The organism is Nostoc sp. (genome assembly GCF_036919815.1).
Classification (GTDB): domain Bacteria; phylum Cyanobacteriota; class Cyanobacteriia; order Cyanobacteriales; family Nostocaceae; genus Nostoc.
The window spans coordinates 1-25,210 of sequence record NZ_JBALCE010000023.1; the positions used below are offsets into that span (position 1 = coordinate 1).

The 25,210-nt window shown below is 41.4% G+C and carries 30 protein-coding genes; 22 read left to right on the top strand and 8 right to left on the bottom strand.

Annotated elements, in window-relative coordinates:
• The 3 genes from V7K15_RS06405 to V7K15_RS06415 form a co-directional block, all read left to right on the top strand.
• The coding region (locus V7K15_RS06405; RefSeq protein WP_334904034.1) for a COR domain-containing protein at nt 1-1,990 on the top strand (1,990 nt) is incomplete at its 5' end.
• 37 nt (nt 1,991-2,027) lie between these two features.
• Nucleotides 2,028-2,201 carry a hypothetical protein gene (locus tag V7K15_RS06410; protein ID WP_334904036.1) on the top strand — a complete coding sequence of 58 codons (174 nt, stop codon included), beginning with the start codon at nt 2,028-2,030 and terminating at the stop codon, nt 2,199-2,201.
• A gap of 24 nt (nt 2,202-2,225) precedes the next feature.
• Entirely contained in the window at nt 2,226-2,891 is a 666-nt protein-coding gene (locus tag V7K15_RS06415; protein WP_334904038.1) for a DUF4926 domain-containing protein, read from the top strand.
• A gap of 439 nt (nt 2,892-3,330) precedes the next feature.
• Here the strand turns inward: V7K15_RS06415 and V7K15_RS06420 are convergent, their stop codons facing one another.
• From V7K15_RS06420 to V7K15_RS06430, 3 genes are all read right to left on the bottom strand, one after another.
• Nucleotides 3,331-3,534, bottom strand: a complete 204-nt coding sequence (locus V7K15_RS06420; RefSeq protein ID WP_334904040.1) for a hypothetical protein — start codon at nt 3,532-3,534, stop codon at nt 3,331-3,333.
• A gap of 229 nt (nt 3,535-3,763) precedes the next feature.
• Nucleotides 3,764-4,471 carry a Uma2 family endonuclease gene (locus V7K15_RS06425; protein WP_334904042.1) on the bottom strand — a complete coding sequence of 236 codons (708 nt, stop codon included), beginning with the start codon at nt 4,469-4,471 and terminating at the stop codon, nt 3,764-3,766.
• Nucleotides 4,472-4,483: 12 nt separating this feature from the next.
• Nucleotides 4,484-4,780, bottom strand: a complete 297-nt coding sequence (locus V7K15_RS06430; protein WP_334904044.1) for a hypothetical protein — start codon at nt 4,778-4,780, stop codon at nt 4,484-4,486.
• 201 nt (nt 4,781-4,981) lie between these two features.
• On the opposite strand from V7K15_RS06430, the gene V7K15_RS06435 reads away from it, so the two are divergent.
• The 11 genes from V7K15_RS06435 to V7K15_RS06485 all read left to right on the top strand — a co-directional run bounded on the left by V7K15_RS06435 (nt 4,982) and on the right by V7K15_RS06485 (nt 12,677).
• A complete protein-coding gene (locus V7K15_RS06435) occupies nt 4,982-5,743 on the top strand; it encodes a sucrose-phosphate phosphatase (protein WP_334904046.1) in 762 nt (253 codons plus the stop codon).
• Nucleotides 5,740-6,372, top strand: coding sequence for a Holliday junction branch migration protein RuvA (gene ruvA, locus V7K15_RS06440; RefSeq protein ID WP_334904047.1), 633 nt, complete (start codon nt 5,740-5,742; stop codon nt 6,370-6,372). Before V7K15_RS06435 ends, ruvA begins: the two co-directional genes overlap by 4 nt.
• 400 nt (nt 6,373-6,772) lie before the next feature.
• Nucleotides 6,773-7,672: a YihY/virulence factor BrkB family protein gene (locus V7K15_RS06445; protein ID WP_334904049.1), complete on the top strand. Its 900-nt coding sequence runs from the start codon at nt 6,773-6,775 to the stop codon at nt 7,670-7,672.
• Between the two features lie 98 nt (nt 7,673-7,770).
• Complete coding sequence (locus V7K15_RS06450; protein ID WP_334904051.1) at nt 7,771-8,277, top strand: DUF4112 domain-containing protein; 507 nt, start codon at nt 7,771-7,773, stop codon at nt 8,275-8,277.
• 19 nt (nt 8,278-8,296) lie between these two features.
• The gene (locus V7K15_RS06455) at nt 8,297-9,229 is read left to right on the top strand and encodes an alpha/beta fold hydrolase (protein ID WP_334904052.1); all 933 of its coding nucleotides are present in this window, start codon (nt 8,297-8,299) and stop codon (nt 9,227-9,229) included.
• Between the two features lie 162 nt (nt 9,230-9,391).
• Nucleotides 9,392-9,523 carry a hypothetical protein gene (locus V7K15_RS06460; RefSeq protein WP_334904054.1) on the top strand — a complete coding sequence of 44 codons (132 nt, stop codon included), beginning with the start codon at nt 9,392-9,394 and terminating at the stop codon, nt 9,521-9,523.
• Between the two features lie 386 nt (nt 9,524-9,909).
• Nucleotides 9,910-10,164, top strand: a complete 255-nt coding sequence (locus tag V7K15_RS06465) for a hypothetical protein (RefSeq protein WP_334904056.1) — start codon at nt 9,910-9,912, stop codon at nt 10,162-10,164.
• 3 nt (nt 10,165-10,167) lie between these two features.
• Complete coding sequence (locus V7K15_RS06470; protein ID WP_334904058.1) at nt 10,168-10,479, top strand: hypothetical protein; 312 nt, start codon at nt 10,168-10,170, stop codon at nt 10,477-10,479.
• Nucleotides 10,439-10,666 carry a hypothetical protein gene (locus V7K15_RS06475; RefSeq protein WP_334904060.1) on the top strand — a complete coding sequence of 76 codons (228 nt, stop codon included), beginning with the start codon at nt 10,439-10,441 and terminating at the stop codon, nt 10,664-10,666. Before V7K15_RS06470 ends, V7K15_RS06475 begins: the two co-directional genes overlap by 41 nt.
• A gap of 80 nt (nt 10,667-10,746) precedes the next feature.
• On the top strand, nt 10,747-11,901 hold the full coding sequence (locus V7K15_RS06480; RefSeq protein WP_334904062.1) for an HsdM family class I SAM-dependent methyltransferase: 1,155 nt from the start codon (nt 10,747-10,749) through the stop codon (nt 11,899-11,901).
• A gap of 110 nt (nt 11,902-12,011) precedes the next feature.
• Nucleotides 12,012-12,677: a class I SAM-dependent methyltransferase gene (locus V7K15_RS06485; protein ID WP_334904064.1), complete on the top strand. Its 666-nt coding sequence runs from the start codon at nt 12,012-12,014 to the stop codon at nt 12,675-12,677.
• Nucleotides 12,678-12,744: 67 nt separating this feature from the next.
• Here V7K15_RS06485 and V7K15_RS06490 read toward each other — a convergent pair whose 3' ends face one another.
• Together V7K15_RS06490 and V7K15_RS06495 are read right to left on the bottom strand one after the other, a co-directional pair.
• Complete coding sequence (locus V7K15_RS06490; protein WP_334904066.1) at nt 12,745-12,906, bottom strand: hypothetical protein; 162 nt, start codon at nt 12,904-12,906, stop codon at nt 12,745-12,747.
• Between the two features lie 83 nt (nt 12,907-12,989).
• Nucleotides 12,990-14,666, bottom strand: a complete 1,677-nt coding sequence (locus V7K15_RS06495) for a fasciclin domain-containing protein (protein ID WP_334904069.1) — start codon at nt 14,664-14,666, stop codon at nt 12,990-12,992.
• Nucleotides 14,667-15,231: 565 nt separating this feature from the next.
• Between V7K15_RS06495 and V7K15_RS06500 the strand changes: the two genes are divergently transcribed.
• The 8 genes from V7K15_RS06500 (at nt 15,232) to V7K15_RS06535 (ending at nt 22,885) form a co-directional block, all read left to right on the top strand.
• Nucleotides 15,232-15,414: a hypothetical protein gene (locus V7K15_RS06500; RefSeq protein ID WP_334904071.1), complete on the top strand. Its 183-nt coding sequence runs from the start codon at nt 15,232-15,234 to the stop codon at nt 15,412-15,414.
• 486 nt (nt 15,415-15,900) lie between these two features.
• Nucleotides 15,901-16,953 (top strand): aldo/keto reductase, encoded by a 1,053-nt coding sequence (locus tag V7K15_RS06505; protein ID WP_334904073.1) that lies wholly within the window; start codon nt 15,901-15,903, stop codon nt 16,951-16,953.
• A gap of 114 nt (nt 16,954-17,067) precedes the next feature.
• Complete coding sequence (dps, locus tag V7K15_RS06510; protein ID WP_334904074.1) at nt 17,068-17,640, top strand: DNA starvation/stationary phase protection protein Dps; 573 nt, start codon at nt 17,068-17,070, stop codon at nt 17,638-17,640.
• A 295-nt stretch (nt 17,641-17,935) separates the two neighbouring features.
• A complete protein-coding gene (locus V7K15_RS06515; protein WP_334904076.1) occupies nt 17,936-18,652 on the top strand; it encodes a pirin family protein in 717 nt (238 codons plus the stop codon).
• Between the two features lie 269 nt (nt 18,653-18,921).
• On the top strand, nt 18,922-20,754 hold the full coding sequence (locus V7K15_RS06520) for an ATP-binding protein (protein ID WP_334904078.1): 1,833 nt from the start codon (nt 18,922-18,924) through the stop codon (nt 20,752-20,754).
• A gap of 345 nt (nt 20,755-21,099) precedes the next feature.
• Complete coding sequence (locus tag V7K15_RS06525) at nt 21,100-21,720, top strand: hypothetical protein (RefSeq protein ID WP_334904080.1); 621 nt, start codon at nt 21,100-21,102, stop codon at nt 21,718-21,720.
• A 168-nt stretch (nt 21,721-21,888) separates the two neighbouring features.
• A complete protein-coding gene (locus V7K15_RS06530) occupies nt 21,889-22,143 on the top strand; it encodes a hypothetical protein (RefSeq protein ID WP_334904081.1) in 255 nt (84 codons plus the stop codon).
• Nucleotides 22,144-22,162: 19 nt separating this feature from the next.
• Nucleotides 22,163-22,885, top strand: a complete 723-nt coding sequence (locus V7K15_RS06535; RefSeq protein WP_334904083.1) for a class I SAM-dependent methyltransferase — start codon at nt 22,163-22,165, stop codon at nt 22,883-22,885.
• Between the two features lie 8 nt (nt 22,886-22,893).
• On the opposite strand, the gene V7K15_RS06540 is transcribed toward V7K15_RS06535, so the two are convergent.
• The 3 genes from V7K15_RS06540 to V7K15_RS06550 all read right to left on the bottom strand — a co-directional run bounded on the left by V7K15_RS06540 (nt 22,894) and on the right by V7K15_RS06550 (nt 25,137).
• Nucleotides 22,894-23,322, bottom strand: coding sequence for a YidH family protein (locus tag V7K15_RS06540; protein ID WP_334904085.1), 429 nt, complete (start codon nt 23,320-23,322; stop codon nt 22,894-22,896).
• Between the two features lie 362 nt (nt 23,323-23,684).
• Nucleotides 23,685-24,347, bottom strand: a complete 663-nt coding sequence (locus V7K15_RS06545; RefSeq protein ID WP_334904087.1) for a hypothetical protein — start codon at nt 24,345-24,347, stop codon at nt 23,685-23,687.
• Nucleotides 24,348-24,441: 94 nt separating this feature from the next.
• Entirely contained in the window at nt 24,442-25,137 is a 696-nt protein-coding gene (locus tag V7K15_RS06550; protein ID WP_334904089.1) for a cadmium resistance transporter, read from the bottom strand.
• Nucleotides 25,138-25,210 lie beyond the last annotated feature (73 nt).

Here is a 25,210-nt window from a genome sequence, read left to right on the forward strand (position 1 = left end):
GCTTATCCTCTATAGCAACCAAATAACCCAGATTCCAGAGGCGATCGCTAAATTAACCAATCTGACGCAGCTTATCCTCTATAGCAACCAAATAACCCAGATTCCAGAGGCGATCGCTAAATTAACCAATCTGACGCAGCTTCACCTCAGTAACAACCAAATAACCCAGATTCCAGAGGCGATCGCTAAATTAACCAATCTGACGCAGCTTCACCTCTATAGCAACCAAATAACCCAGATTCCAGAGGCGATCGAAAGTTTAGCGAAATTACGAAAACTAGATTTACGGGGAAATCCGCTTCCTATTTCACCAGAGATTTTAGGATCTTCTGATAATGTTGGTTCAGTTAAAGACATTTTCAATTACTTGCAATTACTCCGAAGCGGTGAAGTGCGTCCACTCAACGAAGCCAAACTCTTACTCATCGGACAAGGTAGCGTCGGCAAAACATCCCTTATCGAGCGACTAATCCGCGATAAATATGATAAAAATCAACCCCAAACCGACGGACTCAATGTAGAAACTTGGAACGTGCAGGTCAATAGCAAAGACATCCGCCTGAATGTTTGGGACTTTGGCGGACAGGAAATTTATCATGCCACCCATCAGTTTTTTCTGACTAAGCGCAGCCTCTATCTCCTCGTTTGTAATTGTCGCACCAGCGAAGAAGAAAACCGCATCGAATATTGGCTGAAACTAATCGAAAGCTTCGGCGGAAAGTCCCCCGTGATTATGGTTGGCAACAAAAAAGACGAACAACCCCTCGACATCAACCGCAAGGCATTACGCGAAAAATATCCTAACATCCAAGCGATTATCGAAACCTCCTGCCAAGAGAATATCGGCATTGATGAACTTCGCACCGCTATTTTGCAGCAAGTCGGCAAACTCAAAGAAGTCTACGACCTTTTACCCCTGACATGGTTTGAGGTTAAACAACAACTCGAATCCATGACTGAAAACTTCATCACCTACAGTAGCTATATCGGCATCTGCTACAAAAACAATATTCCCGAAGAACAAAACCAAGAGCAACTCATCGACTTGCTGCATCGACTTGGCTTAGTTCTCAACTTCCGCGATCATCCCATCCTCAAAGATACCAACGTCCTCAAACCCAACTGGGTGACAGAAGGTATTTACGCGCTCCTGAGCGATGAAAACCTCAAAACTAAAACCAAAGGCATTTTCACCCCCGCCGATCTCACCTGCATCCTCAATCCAGAGCGTTACCCCACCAAGCGTCACAGTTATCTGATCGGGCTGATGAAAGAATTTGAGCTTTGCTTTGCACTAGAATGTGAGCCACCACAATTCCTGATTCCGGGACTTTTGCCTAAAGACCAACCAGACGAAACACAACTCCACGGCGAAACCCTGGAATTTCAATACCATTACAAAGTTCTCCCCGAAAGCATCATCTCCCGCTTCATCGTCATCACCCACGAAAAAATCCATAAGCAAATCTATTGGCGCAGTGGCGTAATGCTGCAATATCAAGAAAACAACGAAATCTACAACATCGCTCGCATCAAAGCCGATCCCGAAGACAAAAAAATCTTCATCACCATTAGCGGACGCAAAGAAACCCGCCGCTCATTTCTCGGCATTCTCCGCGATGTCTTCCAAAAAATCCACAAAAGTTTTCTCAATCCCGAAATCACCGAATGGGTTCCCGTCCCCAATCATCCCAAACACGATCCGCTAAAATACTCAGAACTACTCGGACTCGAAGCAATGGGAGAAACCCATAAAGTTATTGGTGAACTCAAGCTCAAACTCGATCTGCGTCAACTTTTAGATGGCTATGAAGACATTGGAATACGTCAAGGAAAGTCAAAAGGCGATCAATTTATTGATATAGAAAGAGATGACTCACCTCTTACAGTTAATGTCAATGTTAGCGATCGCCGTTCTAAAACCATTAACCAACATGGAGAAGGCGATAATTTTGGTGGCGATCGGGTCAAAGGCAATAAAACAGGATGAAGTTACCCAAGGGATGTGCAGATAAATAAAGTACCCGATGATTGAGTTTCGACTTCGCTCAACTCACGGTGGACGAGGGTTGAGCGAAGTCGAAACCCGACGGTACGCTATTTACCCGCAATGCCCCAACTTTGAATTAGCCTTTATTGATCGCAATAAACTGCACAACTTGGATCGTCCGCCCCACCGAAGATTTTCCCCGTCTCGTTAGTTGCTATATTTTGAGATAATGCCCATGCTTGCGACCCCAAACAAATTCAATTTATTAGATATTGTTGCTCTTAAAACTCCCTTATCCGAACATAACCTCCTTGCAGGTCAAGTGGGAACCATTGTCGAAATTCTCGCCCCCGAAGTATACGAAGTAGAATTTAGCGATGATGACGGTCAAACCTATGCTATGCAGTCCTTACCAGCACATCAACTCCTAAAACTCCATTACAAACCCCTAAAAACCATGTCTAACAATATCAATCAATTCGGCAAAGGCGACAACGTTGCAGGTGATAAGATCCAAAATGACTTCAAAGGCTCAAACATCGGTAACGTTGCCGGGAAAGTCACAGACAACGCCAGACAGCAAGCCTCTAACTTCACCCAAACAAGCGGCGCAAACATCAGCGAAATTCTGCAACTCATCGGCAACCTACGCCAAACTGCCGCCCAATTCCCACCAGATGACCGCGATGACATCATCATTGATATTAATGATGTAGAAGTAGAAATTCAAAAGCCAGAAAAAGAACACGATTTACCCAAACTCAAAAAGCGTCTAGTAGCTTTACTAGCTGCTGTTGTTCTAGTCGCTACCCCGATCGCAGCTGTGACAGACTTTACAAACAATGTTCTGGAAATAGGGAACAAATTAGGCATAGAACTAAAGCCTCCCTCTGGTAAATAGACTTTGCTAACTCCAGGGGCGATCGCAAATTCAAGCTTTACAGCAATTAAAGAACAAATAAGCGATCGCTATTCATCAATAACTTTTAGAGGATGTTTGAAAAGTCATGATTGATGTATCAAATATTTTTTACCCCACCCTAACCCTCCCCTTATAAAGGGGAGGGAACCGGATTTTCTTATTTCCCCCCAATATATCGGGGGGATTAAGGGGGGTAATAATTCGATTAAAATCACAACATACCACTTTTCAAACAACCTCTAAGCTCGACTTTATCCATTTTTTGGCAACGCTTTAGCTGACGCTGAAAGCTTTGTATGACCGTAGTTTTACTTTTTAGTTTTCACCTAAAATCAGTGATATGGAAAAAGTTTTTGCCAAAAAGCTAGGGTTTTGCCGATACAAGAGATCCAAGTTATTAATTTTGGATAAAGTCGAGCTAAGGCGATCGCATAGCTTGAAATGATGCCTGCCTTTGATTTGATGAGAATTGAACTAGCGATCGCTGAAATAACAAATGGGTTCCCCGAAATAACAAATGGGTTCCCCGAAATAACAAATGGGTTCCCCAAAATAACAAATGGGTTCCCCGAAATAACAAATGGGTTCCCCAAAATAACAAATGGGTTCCCCGAAATAACAAATGGGTTCTCCGAAATAACAAATGGGTTCTCCGAAATAACACAACCCAACCCAATACAGTTCAGCTAAGCATTTCTTCCTTCTCTTCCTTCTCTTCCTTTGCGTCCTTTGCGTCCTTTGCGGTTCGTTAAAAAAATTGACTTTGACAAAGAGTTTTAGCCTTAACTGAACCGAATTGCAACCCAACCTACGAATCAAGGCATTTTTTGATTTGGCAAAGGTATTGTAAATCAGCTATTGTTCAACTGCTGAGTAAACGCTTGATGTTCAACTGAACTTAGCCCTTTCTGCAACACTGCCAACACCTGTTGCATACTTCCCGCAACTAATGCTGATACATCAAGCCACAATCCCGGAAACACTTGACTTTGAATTATGCCTGACACATTTGGTATCAGTGCTACGTATTCACCATTTTGCAAGCTGAACCAACTAACTGTGCTATCAAAAACCTGCCAAACAATATATTCTTGGATGCCATTGCGGCGATAGGCACGTTTTTTATCATACAAATCTTTGCTAGCACTGCTGGCGGCAACTTCTGCTACTAATTCTGGCGCACCTTCCACGTATCCATCAGTACCCAGATGAGACAATCCGCCACACGCTGCATCAATTAATAAAATGGCATCAGGTTGGGGTTCATTATCTAAATCTAGCCGCACAGTTGGATTATCGCCCAGTCTGACACCAGGCGTGGCTACTTTATAAATTCCCAGCCAAATCATTAAATTACCATGCGGTTCGGCGTGTGGTTCAAAGCGCAAAGGTGATGCCACGTAAACGACTCCTTCAATCAATTCGGCTTTCTTGACATTGGGCATGGCATTGTAGCGACGCTCAAACTCTGGACGAGTGAGGCGATCGCCATTCTCAAGAGGCGGAATGTATGAGGTAGAATCGCTTGGAGTCGGATGTGGTGGAGAGGTGTTGACCACAATAGTTATTTTCTATTGAACCAATCTTAAATCTACTTCCTTATTGTATTCCCGGTAAGCAATCACTTTGCAATGAACTCGTTGACTAACTTGTGGCCACAAAGAAGTGTCCGTGGGTAAACCAGATGAATCACAATCGGGTTTTGTAGCAATATCTATAATTCCGCTTAGTTTATAACCGTCAATGACTTTATAGCCAAGGTACACAAAAACACCAAAAGGCTTGACACTTATAACCTCTCCATAAAATTTGTGTCCAATAGGAAGATTCTGCTTTAACTTCTCCCACTGTTTAGCGATATCACTCATACGCCTTCTGAGTATGTTAAAAGTTTTTAGAGCTGCGATCGCAGGCACGATCAAGGAATATAGAAAAATTCCCTTCTAATAACTACTTAGCCTGCAAGGTTATCGGTAAACGCAAGTTTCCAACTTGTTTTGTTTTTAGTAAACTTCTTGCAAAAGTCTCTTCACGCGGTACAATAACGAAATTTTGCAAGAGTTCTAATCATGAAACCATTTCTTTTTGTAACAGACTTAGATGACACGCTTGTATATCGCACCGTGGGCGATGACAGCGCTTTACCAGAACTAAATCAACTGCTGAACAGACATCGCCAAGAGTACGGTACTAAAATCGTTTATTCTACTGGGCGATCGCCTGTGCTTTACAAAGAACTCCAAGCTCAAAAAAATCTTTTGCAACCGGATGCCCTTGTTCTTTCTGTGGGTACAGAAATCTACTTAGATGGTAGTGATACTCCAGACTCAAGTTGGTCAGAAATCCTTTCTCCGGGATGGGAACGCGAAACTGTATTATCTATTACTAAAAAATACCCAGAGTTAGTTCTGCAACCAGATTCAGAACAGCGTCCCTTCAAAGTGAGTTTTTTCCTAGAACAAGATTCATCTGCAAATCTTCTACCAGAACTTGAAGCCCAGTTGCAGAAATATCAATTAAATGTAAAGTTAATCTACAGTAGTGGGATTGACCTTGACATTGTGCCCCATAGCAGCGATAAAGGTCAGGCAATGCAGTTTTTACGCCAAAAGTGGAAATTTGCAGCAGAACAAACAGTTGTCTGTGGTGATTCAGGTAATGATATTGCTTTATTTGCTGTAGGCAACGAACGGGGAATCATTGTGGGGAATGCCCGAAAAGAGTTACTCCAATGGCACAATGAGTATCCCTCTGACTACCACTACCTGGCTTCATGTTTTTGTGCAGGTGGAATTATCGAAGGATTAAAATATTTTGGTCTCTTAGAATGATTAGTTATCTAAAAGGTATAGTCGCTGGTATCCAAACAATTGGCGCTAATCGCGTCATCCTGACTCTGGAAGTGAATGGCTTGGGGTATGATTTGCAAGTTCCTCAACGGCTAGCAAACCATTTACCAGAGTCAGGAGGAGTGGCGCAAATTTTTACGCATTTCCAAATTCGGGAAGAAGTGCCGTTACTATATGGCTTTGCTTCGCCATCCGAACGCGATTTATTTCGCCAATTGCTAAGTGTGACTGGTATTGGTGCAGCCTTAGCGATCGCACTGTTGGACACTCTGGAACTACCAGATTTAGTCCAAGCAATTATCGCTGGCAATACACAAATCTTAATTCAGGCTCCTGGTGTTGGTAAGAAAATCGCTGAACGCATCTGTTTGGAACTGAAAAGCAAATTAGTCGAGTGGCGCAAATCAGCCGGGTTCTTCGTCGCCACAGGTGGCCCAGCACCGGGAATTCTTGAAGAGGTGCAAATGACTCTCTTCGCTTTGGGATATACTGCTCATGAGGTCAGTCACGCCCTGCATGTGGTGAGTGAAGACATTGGACTACCCAAAGATGCCTATGTGGAAGAATGGATTAAACAAGCGATCGCTCATCTCAGCAGCGAACAAGTTTAATAGTCATTAGTCATTAGTCATTAGTCATTTGTTATTCTCCCCACTCCTCACCTTTCAAGGGCTTGTGATTACCAACATCATTTATAAATTTTCCGCTTCATTGCCATACGAGCCTTGCAATAAATTCCAAGGCTAATAAGCTAAAGTCCTCTCAACAGGACTAAATACAAGATTTTTTTCAGCGATGTAGATAGCTATTTTTTATAAAAACGAAAATTTCAGTCCACTTGAGTGGACTTTCGCTATTAGCCCAGAACTGAGGTTCGGGGCGGGATGTCGGATGAGAAGCCCAACCCACAATAGTTTTACTTAGAGGTAATATGCAAGTTAAATGTCCAACAGCTTACCCTTGAAAGCTCTCCCATTAATTCATAAACCCAACCAGTTTTAACTCTAAATCATGCCAAAGCCTCGTTTTGTCCGCTTTTTTCGCCACCTCAATTGGCGCACACTCAAAAAAACTTTTACCAGGACAACCGAAAGACGACTTTTGGGACTCGCCTCGGAAATCGCCTTCAATGCCATGTTATCGCTGTTTCCAGCAATTCTTGCTTTCATCACAGCCATTGGCTTATTAGCAGAATCTTTGCAAGCCACCTTTAATAAACTGGCGGTTCAACTAAGTCAAGTTCTACCTGAACAAGCCCTGGATCTAATTCGTGATTTTGCCACCACAGAAATTACCAACTCCAAAAACAGTAGTTTGTTTTCTCTGAGCTTTATATTAGCAATTTGGGCTGCTTCTGGGGCGGTGAGTACTGCTATGACAGCCCTCGACCAAATCCATTTAATTCCTCCAGAAAAGATGCGCCCCTTTTGGAAAGCCAAGCTCGTCTCTCTGGGATTAACAGTCGGTACTATGCTGCTTTTAGTGTTGGCTTCTTTTTTAGTGTTTACCAGCGATTGGCTCTTGGGAATGGTAGTGCACGAAAATGGTTCTTTGATCTTCTTGGTGCATCTTTGGCAGTTGTTACGCTGGCCTTTAGCTTTAAGTATTGTTGCTGTCGCCTTTGGCTTTGTCTATCGCTATGGCCCAAGCAAGTGGAACTCAGGTACGCCAATGATGCCTGGAGCAATTTTAGCAGCTGTTTTCTGGGCAATATTGTCTGCCCTATTTCGGCTTTATGTGGCGAATTTTGGCAACTATAATAAAGTCTATGGTGCTGTAGGGGCTGTGATAGTTTTGATGCTCTGGCTGTGGATGAGCGCTGCTGTTGTGTTAATCGGCGAGCAGTTGAATGTGACTGTGGGCGAAGATATGCGCCCAAAAGCACAGTCAGAATCTACTGAAAAATATTAATTTGTAAATATAGCTAAAATCTCTGAGGAAATTTTTGCAAAATCTCAGTAAACAAGTCAAATATTTAACGATTCAATCCAAAGTTAGCGATCGCCTTTATGCCTGATTCTTCTCCTCGATTTTCGATGATTGAACCTGATACCAAAGCACCCACCTTGAAGCGCCTGCGTCAGTTAAGTCGGCTGCTGGATAATGTTATTACTATTCCTGGTACGAAAATTGGTTTTGGTCTAGATCCAATTATAGGACTAATACCTATTGGTGGTGATTTTTTAGGACTGATGTTTTCTAGCTACATCATCCTAGAAGCGGCGCGGCTAGGTGTATCTAGAGCCACTTTAGGCAAAATGGTTTTGAATGTGATCATTGATGGCTTGGTAGGCGCTGTCCCAGTTTTAGGAGACTTGTTTGATTTTGCCTGGACAGCTAACAGTTATAATATCAAGTTATTGGAAGAGTACTTAAAGTTTCCCAGCGAGCAAAGGAGTGCAGACAGGTGGTTTATCTTTGCCGTTTTGGCTGGATTGTTGCTAATCTCCATTGTTTTAGTAGCATTACCCGTCATATTAATTAGAATCCTGTGGAACGCCTTAACCGGCACTTAAATTATTTATTGATAACGGAATGAAAGATTGGTGGCAAGCTACTTTTCCTAAAGGGCGGCAAAGTCTAGTTATTACTGATGCTAAAGGCTATCCTGTACAAATTGCTTATGGCGAAAAAGGTAGAGGTAAACCGTTAATTTTATTACATGGCATGGGTAGTTGGAGCTATAATTGGCGGCACAGTATAGAACCATTATCTAAATATTATCGGGTAATTTGTTTTGATGCCAAAGGTTTTGGTTTTTCCGAAAAACCAGTGTTTCGTAGAGAACATAGCGGTCATCAAGTTATTGAGTTTCAAAGAATTATTCAGGTATTATGTGATCAACCCGCAGTAATTGTGGCTGAATCTCTGGGGGGATTAGTTGCCCTTGCCCTTGCTCAAGAACATCCGCAATTAATCGGGCGGCTTGTAGTAGTCAACGTACCTGTTTTTACCGAAAATCTACCCCATTGGGCTATGTGGTTACTTGCCCAAATGCCCCTAGAAATAATGCAAACAATTGACTCCTTACGTCTGGCATATTTGTTTGCACCTCTATTTAGAGAAATTATGGCAATAGAAAGACGTGGGGTATTATTTGATCCGTCAATTTTGACGCAGGAAGATGTCTATTGGATAACTTACCCATTTATTGATCTGCCGGGTACGGTTGCAAAAGTCGCCGAAGAGTTACAAATAGCAGCGCGAGAAATTGAGAATTGGCAATTAAATAAGCCTAATATGCTTACCAAAATTCAAAATAATCTGAGTGCGATTAAGTGTCCTACACTAGTTTTGTGGGGTGATCAAGATAGTTGGTTTCCTGTTAGTCATGGTGAAAAATTGCATCAATATATTCCCAATTCTAAATTACAAGTTTTATCTAACTGCTGTCATGATGCCTCAAGTGGTGCTTTTGAGGAATTGAATGCAGCGATTCTTGAGTTTTTACAAGATACTGACTTCTAAAAACAGTTCATGTTTTAATAGGAGCATCTCAAATAGAAATCGCTAAATAAAAAGAGAGTGGGAGGAAGCATATCAGTCAGCTTTCAAACTCCCACTCTGCCATTTGCCGCTGAAGTGAACAGGAATGTATACAGACGTTGCCCGTTATTTGGGGGCTAATGCGTGTTTCAACAACAACGCGCAGACGCATTTAATATTCCTGTTGCAGCAAATGCCAAACCTGATTATTCATATTTATCTGCTGAGAAAAATACTCTGCAAATAATTGGTATAGATAGTTTTTTATTTTTGTAAATCACTTAGTAGATAGTGTTATACAAAAGGAATTTGCTTACGTGGTAATCACTCATAACAAAACCCTTCAAGTCGTTTATCTTCTACAATTTAACTTGGTTAATCAGAATTGGGTTGCCATTTTGGCAGGTTTTTAAATTTCCTAATTACTCGCCTGTTGCAGCACCGTCGCCTTCTCTTGCTTTTTTGGTGGATAACCATATTTTTGCAACAGGCGCTTAACTAATCACCGTAGATTTGCTTTTCTCAATTTGTGAAATTGATGTTTAACAACTTTGAGCAAGAAGGCGTGCGTAGCTTACCGCCGTAGGCATCGCAACCAAAACTAAGAAAAAGACCAAATATCAGCCCTCATCATCCGCACAATTAGCATTACCATTAGAATAATGCCCAACCTGTACATTATCGGCGGTGCAAACGGTTCTGGTAAAACTACCGCCGCCCTGCAAATCCTTCCCTACTTCCTAGAAGTATTTGAATATGTCAACGCCGATGAAATAGCAGCCGGACTTTCTCTTTTTAACCCGGAATCTGTAGCCATTCAAGCCGGACGATTAATGTTAGAAAGACTAGAAACTCTGGTGAATGCTGAAGCTGATTTTGCCTTTGAAACAACTTTAGCGGCTCGTAATTTCGCCTGATTCTTGAGAAAATGTAAAATTAAAGGTTATATAATCAACTTAATTTACTTTTGGTTACAAAGTCCCGAATTAGCGATCGCACGGGTACGCAGACGTGTAGAAAGTGGCGGTCACAACATAAGAGAAGATACTATTCGTCGTCGCTACGAACGGGGACGCAGCAACCTAATTAACTTGTATTTACCTGTGTGTGATACTTGGATCATCTATGATAATTCTGGGTCTGAACCTCTATTAGTGGCTGCATCAAATATCAATCAGGAAGCAATTATCTATGAACCCCAAATCTGGAATCGAATTACAACCAGGGAATAAAGCGCAAATTTCTCTAACAGAAATCCATCAAAAAATCGACGCAGGCGTTAAACTCGCTGTTGCTAAAGCTATTGAAAGACACCGCCGTTTAGGAGAATCTATTAGCATTTGGCAAGATGGCCAAGTTGTGACATTAACCGCCGAGCAAATTCCTCCTCTTGACTCAACTGTTACTCATAGCGAATGACAGTTAAACCCTATCTACAGATTTAATTAAATGGCTAACGAATCTTCGACCATCGTCCAAAAACTCTATTAAAACGACTGGTGGAATTGATCAATTCAGAAACCTGGATTGGTTTAGATATTGATATCAAAGGTGAAATTTACGAAGGAGTTTTACAAAAGAACGCCGAAGATGTTAAGGGTGGTGCAGGTCAGTATTTTACCCCAAGGGCATTAATTCCAGCCATTGTCGAAGTCATGCAACCCCAGTTAGGACAACGTATTTGTGACCCCGCTTGTGGAACTGGTGGCTTTTTCTTGGTTGCTTATAATTTCATCAAAAATAACTATAAGCTGGATAAAGACCAGAGGCATTTTCTCAATAATAAAACTTTTAAGGGCGCTGATGTTGCTGATGGGGTGGTGCGCCTGTGTGCAATGAATCTTTACTTGCACGGGATTGCGGGTGATGATAGTCCCGTAGAAGCTAAAGATAGCTTGATGACAGATTCAGGCGATCGCTTTGAATTAATATTAACTAATCCGCCTTTTGGTAAAAAAAGCAGTATCACTGTTTTCAACGAAAGCGGTAAAGCAGATAAAGAAAAAATTTCTTATAGACGGGATGATTTTTGGACTACCACTTCTAACAAACAGCTAAATTTCCTCCAGCACGTCAAAACTCTGCTGCAAATTAACGGGAAAGCTGCGGTGGTGGTTCCTGATAATGTTTTATTTGAAGGTGGTGCGGGGGAAATCATCCGCAAAAAGTTATTACATGAATGCGATGTCCACACTTTACTGAGACTGCCTACAGGAATATTTTACGCCCAAGGTGTGAAAGCGAATGTTTTATTTTTTGACCGTAAACCCGCCAGTGCTACCCCTTGGACAAAGAAGCTTTGGATTTACGATTTTAGGACTAACCAACATTTCACTCTGAAAACTAACACACTGCGTTCCGAAAATCTGCAAGACTTTATTCAGTCATTTAATCCTAACAATCGCCATGAACGCCAGGAGAATGAGCGATTTAGAGTTTTTAGCTATGAGGAACTGATCCAACGGGATAAAGTCAGTTTAGATATTTTCTGGCTGAAGGATGATAGTTTAGAGGATTCTGATAATTTACCTGCACCGGATGTTTTGGCGCTGGAAATTGCAGAGGATTTAGGGGCGGCGTTAGAACTGTTCCAAGGTATCAGTGAAAATTTGGAAATTAAATTAGAAAATAACGCTGTGACTGAATCCTTATAATTCAATTCTGTACGACGAAGACGATAAAGAATTAAGCTGACTGAGGATTCCTGATCAGCAACTCTTGGGCGATAGTATAACTGTAGATTCTTTCAATTCTCTCATCTACTATGCCTAAACAGTCTATAGGTCTTGATAATCAAGTTTATAATTACCTTTTATCGGTTTCCCTGCGGGAACCGGAGATTCTTTTGAAGTTGCGCCACGAAACCGCCAGCCATCCCAGAAGCATGATGCAGATTTCACCAGAACAAGGGCAGTTTATGAGACTACTGGTACAGCTGATTGGAGCGAAGAAAACCCTGGAAGTTGGTGTATTTACAGGTTATAGCTCACTCTCAGTTGCCTTAGCCCTTCCCGATGATGGCAAAATGATCGCTGCTGATGTGAGTGAAGAATTTACTGCGATCGCGCGCCGATATTGGCAAGAAGCCGGAGTTGCTGATAAAATCGATCTGCGATTGGCACCAGCTTTAGAAACTTTAGATCAGCTGTTGGCAACTGGGCAAGCCGAGACATTTGATTTTGCCTTTATTGATGCCGATAAAGAAAATTATGACGCATATTACGAGCGATCGCTACAATTGATCCGTCCAGGTGGATTGATTGCTATTGATAATGTTTTATGGTCAGGAAAAGTTGCTGACCCGCAATATCAAGATGAAAGCACCCAAGCTGTCCGGGCGCTCAACGAAAAGTTACATCATGACGAACGCGTTACCCTTTCCCTTGTCCCCATCGCCGATGGACTTACTTTAGCCATCAAGCGATCTTAATCCAGTTTGATGCCAAATTTAGAACACTCAGTCCTGAGTCCTGAGTTGAGTCAAGTAAAAAAACTACTCAGCACTTATGTACTTGGTACAAGCCCCGCCCCTTGTAGGCGGAATCTTCTTGACTCAAGAGGTTGGTTGATACCCCACAAGAAAGCGGGTGGTCTTTTAACTCAGCACGGGCTAAACCATAGCTATCCGCTAACAGCACTCGGAACTCAGCACTCTTCATTGTTATAGCTGTTTTCAATTTGATGGGACATAGCAGAATACGCGCTAGCTGTGCTACCTACCGCGTATTCTACTTTTATTTACTTAGAAGTTGTAGCCAAGTCCGAATAGTAAACCTACATCAGTTTGATTCATAAAAGCAGCATTTACACCACCTGTTAGCGTAAATTTAGAACCGAGAGGAAGGTCTACACCACCAGTTAGTAGTAATCCAAAATCAGTATTGGTATTAGCTGCAATAGCTACGCCAGCACCTATGTAAGGAGATATAGTATAGGTTCTTTCGCCCACCGTACCTGCTGTCTTGGGCGAAAAATCCAAAGTCAAGGGAACTAGAAACAGTGTATCATCCCCAAAGATCACCGATGGTCGCACTGATATATTGCGTGTCAGACCAACTTTACTGATAACTGCAAAGTTACCCTGGCTAAGAGCTGTATCACCGCCGCTCAAACCAATGTTACCAGCAACTCCGATATAGCTTCTGCCGCCACGAGTAGCTCTACCTGGCTCAACATCAGGCGTGGTTGCTGTTGGTGATTTAATTAACTGACTAATGTTAATATCAGGCGGGATCAGGACTTGGTTAACTGCATGGATAATACCATTGCTAGCTTTGATATCCGGCTGGATAACTCTGGCATTATTCACCACGATTTGATTGGTAGCGCGATCAATTTGAATATTTACAGGTTTATCTTCATAAGTTTTCAATTCCCCAGCTGAGAATTGACTACTTGTTACTGCACCAGGAACCACATGATATCTCAAAATCTTAATCAATGCTTCTCTATTCTCTGGTTGCTGTAATTGCTGTAAAGTAGCAGCAGGTAAAGCCGCAAATGCCTCATCGGTGGGAGCGAAAACTGTATAAGGGCCTGCTTGTTGAAGAATATCTGCTAAACCAGCTGTCTTTAATAAAGAAGTCAGAGTTGTAAGAGAACTACTGGATGCAGCAAGAGAAACAATATCGCTACGGGTTTGAGTTCCACCGACAATATACTGAGTAGCTGGGAGATTGCTAGCAATGGGTTGCACCCGTCCCTGTTTAGCCAAAGCTTGATATAAAAGTGCCGCAGCTTCAGCACGAGTCAAGGGCTGTTGCGGATTGAGTTGTTTTATATCTGGATAATTAACAACAAGATTAGATTGGGTTGCTGCTGTCACACTATTAACAGCATAGTTCGGAATACTTGAGGCATCAGTGTAGTAAGTACTGAGGTCACTACTTGCTCCAGTACTGCTAGTAGTCAAACCCAAACCATTTGCTAAAGCAACGATCCCCTGCACTCTCGGAATTTGTTGATTTGGTAAAAACACGTTCCCAGGATAGCCTGCCAAAAATCCAGTTTCGTAGGCGCTCTGAATTGCAGAAGCCGCCCAATAGCCGGTAGGAACATCACTAAATCCACCTGCGCTTAATTGCCGAACTCGGTTTTGGCTCCCAAATGCTTTTTGAATTAGGGCGGCAAATTCAGCACGAGTTACAGCTTGATTCGGCCTAAAGGTGCCATCAGGAAAGCCAGCAATCACGTTATTGTCAGCTAGGGCTTGAATGAAGGGACGCGCCCAATAATCTGAGGAAACATCAGACAAGTTAACTGTTGAAGTAGGTGCTGAAGTAGGCGCTGGTGTGGCAGATGGAGGAATATTTTGAGATGAAGCTGGGACAGAAATTAGGATGGGAGTTATTGTCGCGGCTGTCATTCCCAGAACTATTAAAGCAACCCTTGCTGATGATCTACCAAACAAACTAGACATGGAAATATCCTCTTTTCAAATTCTTGGATTGACTATTGGAAAATACTGGATGCAAGGTTAAGTGAATACAAATATCCAGATGATTGTTTAGTTTGCCCCGCAAGGTAAAACACAAATACAACCGTTAACTCTGGAAAATTCAAATGGTGGAGATTATGAGTAGCTGCTCTGACATCTCATAACATTTATCCAAATCTTTACCAAACATAGTATAAGATTCTTATTGGATTTTTAAAGAACCGCAGATAACACTAATCAGGATAAGCAGCTATTTTGTGGTGATATCGTAGGTTGCAACAATAAAGATACTTAATGCCAGGAAGAGATTTTATCAGTTATAAAATCGCAGTCAAGCAGTAGGATAATTGGCTTTTAATAGCCGTTTCTTCATAATTGCCGAAGAGGGTTAATGCCGTCAAGCTCAATATATCATGATCTTTAGCAAGATTTAAGAAATAAAAGGTGTCTTGGCGATATGATATATTCATAATCTATACATCAAAGTTATAAAACTAACTAATGGCTGAATCTAGAGGGAGAAGTTTCACTCTTTAGATAGTTGTCGATGATGGAAAAATTTAAAATATTAGACTTAAAAATAGCGATCGCAATCAAAAATGTCGGGCATGATTACGACGTGGATCGCGTAGAATTGTATCCCACATCGTCAGCAGCTAGAAGCGCAAGTGGTGATCCAACCCCCACAGAACTTGGGGAAGTTCGTCGCGTGCAATCAGGCGAACGGTAATTATGGTTTTAGACAAAGCTGTACTAAGGTGATTAATCCTTTTTCCAGCATAGGCGCTAAGGGCGATCGCCTTGATTCTCAAAAAGAACCTCAACCGATTTAATTCTACTTTCGGGTGAAATGGTACTTACTTAAGCAAAAGTTGCTCCTCAGATCCCCGACTTCTTGAAGAAGTCGGGGATCTAGAATTTAGATGCGTTTGCCCTGTATCTTTATATAACTTCATAGTTTAGAAACATTCTCTTAGGGAACTCCAAAAAATAAATTATTCCATCTTGTGGGATGGGCATCTTGCCCGTCCTTGGTGATTAGCGAGCATGATGCCCGCACCACAAGAAATTTTTGGATATTTTTTTATTTGGAAGTCCCTTAGATAGTACGACAATCCAAATAAGGGCTTGTCTTCAAACATCACCCCCAGTTTCCAGTTATCATACCTTTGGAATGGTATTTGCTTAGTTTTTTTTCATTAATGAGAAAATATTCATGAGATACAAACTCTTGGGCAAAAGCGGGTTAAGAGTCTCTGAACTCTCCTTGGGAACCATGACCTTTGGTGAAGATTGGGGTTGGGGTGCATCTGTTGACGAAAGTCGTAAAATGCTTGATAGCTATGTAGAAGCAGGGGGTAATTTCATTGATACCGCGAACGGTTATACCGATGGTAGTAGTGAAAAAATCGTCGGTGAGTTGATTGCTAAAGAACGAGAACGCTTTGTAGTTGCGACAAAATATTCCTTTCCTTTGCAGATGACTGTGAAGAAGGGCGACCCTAACGCCAGTGGAAACCATCGTAAGAATTTAATTCAATCTTTAGAAGGTAGCCTGAAACGGCTGAATACCGATTACATTGATTTATTCTGGTTACACGCTTGGGATTTCACAACACCTATTGAAGAAGTCTTGCGATCGCTTGATGATGTAATCCGTCAAGGTAAGGTACTTTACATCGGTATTTCTGACACACCTGCTTGGATTGTTTCTCAAGCAAATACCATCGCCCAATACCAAGGATGGACGCAGTTTGTCGCCCTGCAAATTGAATATAGTTTGATTCAGCGAACAGCAGAACGAGACTTGCTACCGATGGCCAAAGCCTTTGATTTAGCAGTAACACCGTGGTCGCCTTTAGGTGGTGGTGTGCTGACAGGTAAGTATAATCAGCCTCCTCAAGACGGTAGCGAACAGGCGCGATTAGCAAATGCAGCATTAGGAACTATTTCCGAACGGAATTTAGCGATCGCTCAAGTTGTCAGTGAAGTTGCAGCCAAAATTGGACACACACCCTCACAAGTAGCATTAGCTTGGTTACGCGCTCAAAGTGGCGTAATTATTCCGATCATTGGGGCACGTAAATTAACGCAGTTACAAGATAACTTAGCTTCAATAGAAGTCACACTCTCGCCAGAACATTTGCAACGGTTAGATGAAGTGAGTCAAATTGAACTGGGTTTTCCCCATGACTTTTTACACAATGATGATATTCGCGATCGCCTTTTCGGTGGTACATTCAATACCATAGAAAACCATCGGATCTGATTACTAGTCATAAACCTTAACACATTCAGACGTTAATTCAATCTGCCGTCAGAGAGTTTCGCAGACCCAAGCACTCTTTGTAAAGTTAGATGTAAAAGGCATTAACGTAGAACCATGATCGACAACACCATTTCATCACGTCTGTTCCCGACCCGGATTGACATTCCCGCCGCAGCGCGAGTGCAAATCGTGGTACTTCTTAACCAAACCTTGGCAGCTACTTCGGATTTGAAAACCCAAGCAAAGCAAGCGCACTGGAATGTTAAAGGAACTGACTTCTACCAGCTACACCTATTATTTGATGAACTTGCTGTTGAGTTGGAAGAGTACGTTGATATGGTCGCTGAACGCGTCACAGCTTTAGGCGGATATGCTTTAGGAACAGCCCGCGCCGCAGCTAGTAATTCGATTTTGCCAGAATATCCCTTTGATATTTTGGATGGTAAAGACCATGTAACAGCCTTAGCAGATCGTTATGCACTCTATGCTAAACATCTCCGGGAAGCGATCGCTAAAACTGATGAATTAGACGACCTCGATACAGCCGACCTTTACACCGAAATTTCCCGCACCATTGACAAACGACTCTGGTTCTTAGAAGCTCATCTGCAAGTAGCAGAAATTAAGGCAGAGAATGGCAAAGCGGCTACTACTACAACTCAAAAGATCCCTGCTGGTGTAAAATAAGCACTTCTGAGATAAAGTAGCCTTTCTTTAATCTAATAGTATCTTTTTGGTAAGTACGTCACTTTTAAGTGCGTACTTTTCATTTATATGTATATACCTTATTATTGAAATAGTTAAAAACTAGGTCGAAAAATTCAAAAATATCTTCGACAAGTGATACATCAAAATTAATACTTAAACTTGAAGAAGTTATTAGGCTACTGAAAAAGTATGCTAATTCCATTCAATTCCTAACTCTTGTACAGACGCGATTAATCGCGTCTCTAAATACTCTCATTAACAACGAGGTAAATCTATGTCTCAAAATACAATTAGCCACCTAATTCACGATCGCAATGCCCGTGGTCACGCTCAAACAGGCTGGCTGGATAGTTATCATACATTTTCCTTCGGTAGTTTTTACGATCCCAACCGCATGGGATTTCGCTCTCTGCGGGTGATCAACGACGATCGCATCGCCCCCGGTGCTGGATTTCCTACCCACAGTCATCGTGACATGGAAATCCTCACCTATGTCTTAGAAGGTGCTGTAGAGCATAAAGACAGCTTGGGTACTGGGTCGGTGATTCGCCCTGGTGATGCACAGATCATGAGCGCTGGTACTGGAATCAGCCACAGTGAATTTAATCCTTCACCAACAGAACCATTACACTTACTACAGATATGGATTCTTCCCGATCAAGAAGAGTTGACACCAAGGTATGAACAAAAAAGTTTTCCTCTGGAAGAAAAGCAAGGCAAACTCCGCTTAATTGCTGCTAAAGATGGGCGCGATGGTGCTGTAATAATTCACCAAGATGTTGATTTATACGTATCTGTTTTAGAGTCAGGTGATGTTGTTAATTATCAAGTCAAAGGCGATCGTTATGCTTGGTTACAAATCGCCCAAGGGATAGTTAACTTGAATGGCGAAGAACTCAGAGCCGGCGATGGAGTGCAAATCAACGGCGAAGAACAGTTAGAAATTAGCACCAACATCGGTGCAGAAATCTTGCTTTTCGATTTAGGCTAATATCCCATTTAAACCTCTCTAAGTTGAGAACCGTAGTTTTCGCCCTCACCCTAAATCCCTCTTCCATATCTGGGAGAGGGATTTAGGGTGAGGGCTCCCCGAATCCCAAATATGGGAAAAGGGGTTGGGGGATGAGGGCAAATCCTTGCGGTAGTTAGAAACGAATGGTTTTTGGGAATTATAGAAAAAAGTGAAGTTTGTGTTCACCATAGAATCCAACGCACTTTGTTATATTTTCCTACCCATTAGTTTCTACTCCAGAGGTGGTTGTGGTAACGACATCAACACAGCAAAAACTAAAACTTCCTGTTCAGTTAATTTGGACAATAGGGCTAATTTGCTTATTGCCATCGGCGTTAAATCTGTTGGGAGTCAGTTTTGCTTCTAGTCAGATATCCCAGAATGTAAAGGTTATTTGTAATCCTGCTAATTTGAAATTTTTTCAAGAAGTTATTTACCAAAGTTTAGAAGGAAGCTTCGTTCATACAATTTTAGAATGGAGCGCAGTCTGTACTGCCATCTTCACTGTTATTCTGGCTTTCGCTCACTTCTATATAAAAAGTGATATTATTACACCAATTATTGGAGTGACTTTGTTGTGCGCCGGACTAATAGATGCGTTCCACACTCTAGCTGCTGATAGATTAATTGAAGCCGTTGCTGATAATAGTAAACTCATCCCTTTTACTTGGGCACTTTGCCGGATTTCCAATGCGTTAGTGACGATAATTGGTGTCAGCATTTTTCTAATCAGCAAACCCAAAAGGTGGGAAGGCAGTTTCAGTTTTATAGTTGCAGTGACTTTGGGCTTTGGGTTATTTTGTTACAGCATAATTACTATTTGCGCCACGAGTCAAACCTTGCCCCAAACTATCTTTCCTAACTCAATTATTACTCGACCTTGGGATATCATACCCTTGATCCTTTTTTCGGTAGCTGGCATTCTGATTTATCCACGCTTTTGGCGCAAGTATCCTAGTTTATTCTCTCACGCTCTGATTGTTAGTACTATTCCCAATGTCGCTACCCAATTACACATGGTTTTTGGCTCAACGGCTCTGTTTGATAATCATTTTAATATTGCTCACTTTTTGAAAATTATTGCCTACTTAGTGCCTTTGGCTGGATTAATTCTGGATTACATCTACGCTCATCGTCAACTGCTAATAGCTCTCAAAGAAGCACAACTTTATACTGAAGCTCGTGAGAATGCTCAACTTGCTCAATATAGACTTTCACAACTGCAACAAACTCAAGCACAAATCATTCAAACAGCAAAAATGTCCAGCCTGGGGCAATTGGTAGCAGGAGTAGCACACGAAATTAACAATCCTGTCAACTTCATCTATGGCAACCTGAAGCATATAGATGAATATACTCAAAACTTACTGCAATTAGTGATGGCTTATCAGCAGCATTATCCCAACCCACCCGCATCACTTCAACAACTACTTAACTCTATAGAACTCGATTTTATTGTACAAGACCTTGGCAATATTCTTCAATCGATGCAAGTCGGTACAGAACGCATCCGGGATATTATTGTGTCACTGCGAAATTTCTCCCGCTTGGATGAAGCTTCTTTTAAGAAAGCGGATATTCATTCTGGTATCGATAATACCTTGATAATTTTGCATCACCGCTTTCAGCCAAAAGCAGATACTACTGGAATTAAAATTATCAAAGAATATGCTCAATTGCCTTTGGTGCAGTGTTATGCTCGAGATCTGAATCAGGTGTTTATGAATATCCTCACGAATGCTATAGATATTTTAGAAGAGTCAGTGGAAACAACTAACGGACAACACAAAACACCCAGCATTTGGATTCAAACTCAGCTAACGTCAGACAATCTAATATCTATCTCAATTGCCGATAATGGCGGGGGTATTCCCGAAGAAATTCGTTTGAAGTTGTTTGACGCATTTTTTACCACCAAGCCTATAGGCAAAGGCACGGGATTGGGATTATTTGTTAGTTATCAAATTGTTGTAGAAAAACACGGTGGCAATCTTTGGTATAATTCGACATCAGATGGTGGAACAAAGTTTGTGATTGAGATTCCAATACACTCTGGAAAGGATGTAGTAGAAAGTGGCTGATTCTGAAGAATTTGCGATCGTACTTTTACCGAGTCTTACCGAAAATAGCAAGCCAACCCTAGTACGTCGCTTGATACGCCAAAGATTGTTAATCACTGTCTAATTTTCTTATACCAATTCTATTTTATAGTATAAATGTACTGTGATATTTAGTTATACAGCCATGCAACCTCTTCAGCCAGTTAGCGGATCAGATTTGCAAGTCTGCATCCTGGCTGGAACGCTACGCCGTTGCTGATAATTCTGGGACTCCTAGCGAATTACGCCAGCAACTTGCTGAAGATAGCAACCAGATTGTCCGCGCAGCCGCTAGAGTTTAGTTGTGAATAATTGAGGATGTTGCAGATGGCATACAGTGATTTCACACTTGCCAAAGTTCGAGAAACGTTTCAACTTGTAATTGATGAAAAGCGCAATCTATTCAAAGATGTATCGCCGATTAAACCTTCCGCTACCTTAACAACGCTCTTAGAAGAATATACTCAACTAGCAACTGCAATCAACACGGAAAAAGCCCGTTCAGAATTACTAATTATGCCAGTTCTTACCGAAGTTAGACGACAGTTAAATTATCAAATATCACTGTTTTCTGGAACAGATTTTGATGTAGATAGTAATAAAGGATTGAATGGATTTTGTGATTTTATTCTCTGTGGTTCTGAAGAACAGTTTTACATTAAAGCGCCTGTGCTTACAATTATTGAGGCGAAAAATGAAAATATCAAAGGTGGTTTAGGACAATATATTGCCACTATGATAGCTGCCCAATTATTCAATCAAAATATTCAACAAGAAGTCAAGACAATCTATGGAGTTGTCACTAGTGGAACCAACTGGCGGTTTTTAATTTTGGAAGGAGTAACAGCATACATTGATATAGTTGAATACTACATCAATGATGTTGATAAGATTCTTGGTATTCTGTTGCAACCATTTCAATCTGCTTTGCTACAAGCATCGGTATGATAATAATCGCAAGTTTATCAATCACATAACTGTAATTAAATTGCACCTAATATACTATGCACACTGAAACAGAACGTATTTTTGGAACTCTACAAGTTATTGTTGAGCCTTACTTAACTAGCCAAAACCAAAACGACTGCCATTGAACTTGCACTGGAAGCAGCAACTATGGTTTTTTTGGAGAAACGAACAATTGAGTATGCTGATGGTCGCTATAATAGCCGCAAACTCAGCCAGTTTATGAACCAGTGTTTAGCTAATCGTACTTACTACAATATCAGCTTTTGGGATCTTGACTACACCTACGAAGTCGGACAAACCCCAGCAGGAGATTGGCTAGGGGTGCGATGCCTTCTCTACGAGACGCTATGCGAACGGCGGGCGGTTACGCCATCGCAAGGCGAATTTGAATACAATCCTTAGAAAGAGCAGTAAAAATCTAATGTCTAAAAAGTCTGATTCGCAGTTACAAAATCTGTTTACTTCACACAAATCAAGCAACTGGGACGAAAGATTAGGCCAAGTAGCCTATCGCTTTAACCGAGAATATCAAGGTGAAACCTTTGAACTCCCAACAGAAGTACAAGCGATGCCAATATTCCGCGAGTGGATTGGAGGGAGTTTCTCAGGAAGAATTGCTTCCCCTTTCTGGGAAATTGCTCAACCTCAAAAAAACCAACACTGTATAGATATCGGCTGTGGTATCAGCTTTTTAATTTATCCTTGGCGGGATTGGCAAGCATTTTTTCATGGGCAAGAAATCAGTAATGTGGCACGCGATACCCTGAATTCTCGTGGACCGCAGTTGAATTCCAAGCTGTTCAAAGGTGTTGAGTTGGGAGCAGCTGATCAGTTAAACTACTTATCAGAGCAATTTGATCTTGCGATCGCCACCGGATTCAGCTGCTATTTTCCACTCGAATACTGGGATGCTGTAATGGCAGAAGTCAAGCGGGTGTTAAAACCAGGTGGACATTTCGTGTTTGACATCCTCAACCCAGAACAGCCTTTAGCGGAAGATTGGGCAGTTCTGGAAACCTATTTGGGGGCTGAGGTGTTTTTAGAGCCTTTGGCTAAGTGGGAAAAAATGATTAAGGCGGCTGGTGCTAAAGTAATAGCGCAGAAATCAGGGGAATTATTCGAGTTGTATAAGGTGCGGTTTTGAAAATACTATTACTCAGGGATAAGTGGACTCATTGGATCTAAAGAAGTTGTAAAAACAAAATAGACTACCCCAGTTCCGAGAATCATTACAGCGAGACTGAACAGCAACACCCAACGGTCTGTTGGTTCATAAGTATCTTCTTCGATATGACGACGGACAGCGAAATAGTGTGACGTTGAGAGCCATACTGTGATTAAACCCACCAGCGAGAAGACTAAACCTAACTTCCAGCCGTTGCCAGGACGGGGTATCAAAGGTACTTGGAAAGCACGTAAACGCACGATGACGACACCAAAACCTAAAAGAGCGATCCCTGTCCGCATCCAAGCGAGGTAAGTACGCTCATTTGCCAAGTGATCTCGGACTCTGGACGGATTAAGCCGTCCTGGCTTTTTTTGATCTTTATCTTCTTCTGTAGGTTTCAATTTTAACTGCATTAATAACACCCTTATCCCCAAAGCGGCTCTTCTTACAAAAATGCGAAGGTAGTAGGAAATCTCCTTCCAGATGACTTGCACCAAGCGCAATAGTTGCGCTAATGAAATATACCTCTTGTGATTGTACATTTTTTTCAAAATTTATTTTAATGCAGATATCGAAATAAAACAAGCTTGACCGAGTAATTTGTAATTCGTAATTGATGGTACAGAGCAACTGTAAGTAATAAGGGGTTATAAAGAAAACAGCCAAGATCAGAGAGGTTTTTCATCAGTGCTTGTCCTGTTTTTCCTCTGATTTTGGCTGTCACAGTATTTAAATTGAGAACAATCATTCAAAATATAGACTATGCGCTTATATTTCAAGATTTTTTGGTAGGCGCATTGGGAACTCGTGTATCTATTAGAGCCTGCGATATATCTGGGATAAACCAGTTAGCCTCTTTGCTGTTAATAACTTTCACAGTAGGAACACTTAATTCAATTGCAGCAGTAGCTGGATTCGTCTTAATCACTAACTGAGTTCCATCAAGTATCTTGAGAGCAACCGGCCCAGCCAATTCTTGACCTTGCCCATTCGGACTAGAAGTGAAATTTGCTACCTTGATATCATTTGCTAGATAGATGCCATCACAATCCCAATTATTTTTAGTGGACTGACCATTAGCTAGAAAATACAGACCATTCTCGTATACGGCATCTTCATTGTCTTCATCATTTGGTCTTTTGCCATATACTGCTATACTATTACCTGTTTGGTTGTCGCATTGACCCCAGTTGATTCCCGTCTCTAAAGCATATTTTTGCAGTGTTAATTCCTGGATTCTGTTTTGAATTTCTTCTGGTGTGAGACCTTCAACTTGAGTTTGGCTATCTTTTGTCTGAGAGAGTTCGTTAAGAGCTTTAGTGACTTCGATATAGTCAGGGTTTTTGCTAAATTTTGGTCGATCAGCAAAAGAAGGTTGAGCAAAGGCTAGATTAGCGAAAATCATCAAGACAATTAGTAGAGATTTCCAGATTTTCATGTTTTGATTCCTGTTAAGGGGTAATATATTTTGCAGTTTGGAATTTATTTTGACCAGAAAATTCATCATGCACCTGTTTTTAGATACTTAATTTTTATTGTTCTTCACTCGACGGCTGAGTATTGAAACCTAAAATTAATGAAAATATATAACTGGAAACTACAGATAAAAGAGTCCAAGTAACATTTTCGGTAACAATAAATACACCTAATCCAATCAAGATACAAGGCACAAAAGTGTTGCCATTTTCCGTTAAAAAGTCTGCGATCGCAGGCAAGTAGGTTAACTTATAAGCAGCATAACACCACACACCCACTAGCGAAAAGAATACACTTAGTATTACCAGCAGACTATCTAATTCCGAATTGGCAAACAGGGGTACGTAGATGCTGATATTATCACTACCATTTGCAAAGGCGATCGCAGCTACATTGCAGGTTTGCGGAGAGATAAAACTGCTAATTATAGAGGGACAAGACGGCTCGGCTTCTTCCTTGGCTTCCTCTGCTGAATCCTCTTCGCGTTTTAGTAAACTACTCATACCAATGATTATAGGCATTAAACCAAGTAGTCTAATCCAGTCCTGCGGTATAATTAGTCCACCGAAGAAACCGGGAAGGCTAGCAATGATCAATGCAGCAAAACCGAGATACTGACCAGCAAGGATGTGACGACTACGGAACGTTTTATTTATTTGTGAAAAAAGCAGCGTCAGAATCACAATATCATCAATGTTGGTAACAGTGAATGCGGTAATCCCTGTGGTAATTGCAGTTACTAAACCGCTCATTTGTGGATGTCCTTATTTATATACTTGGGCATTGGGCATGGGGCATGAAGCATTGGTCATTTACAAATGACTA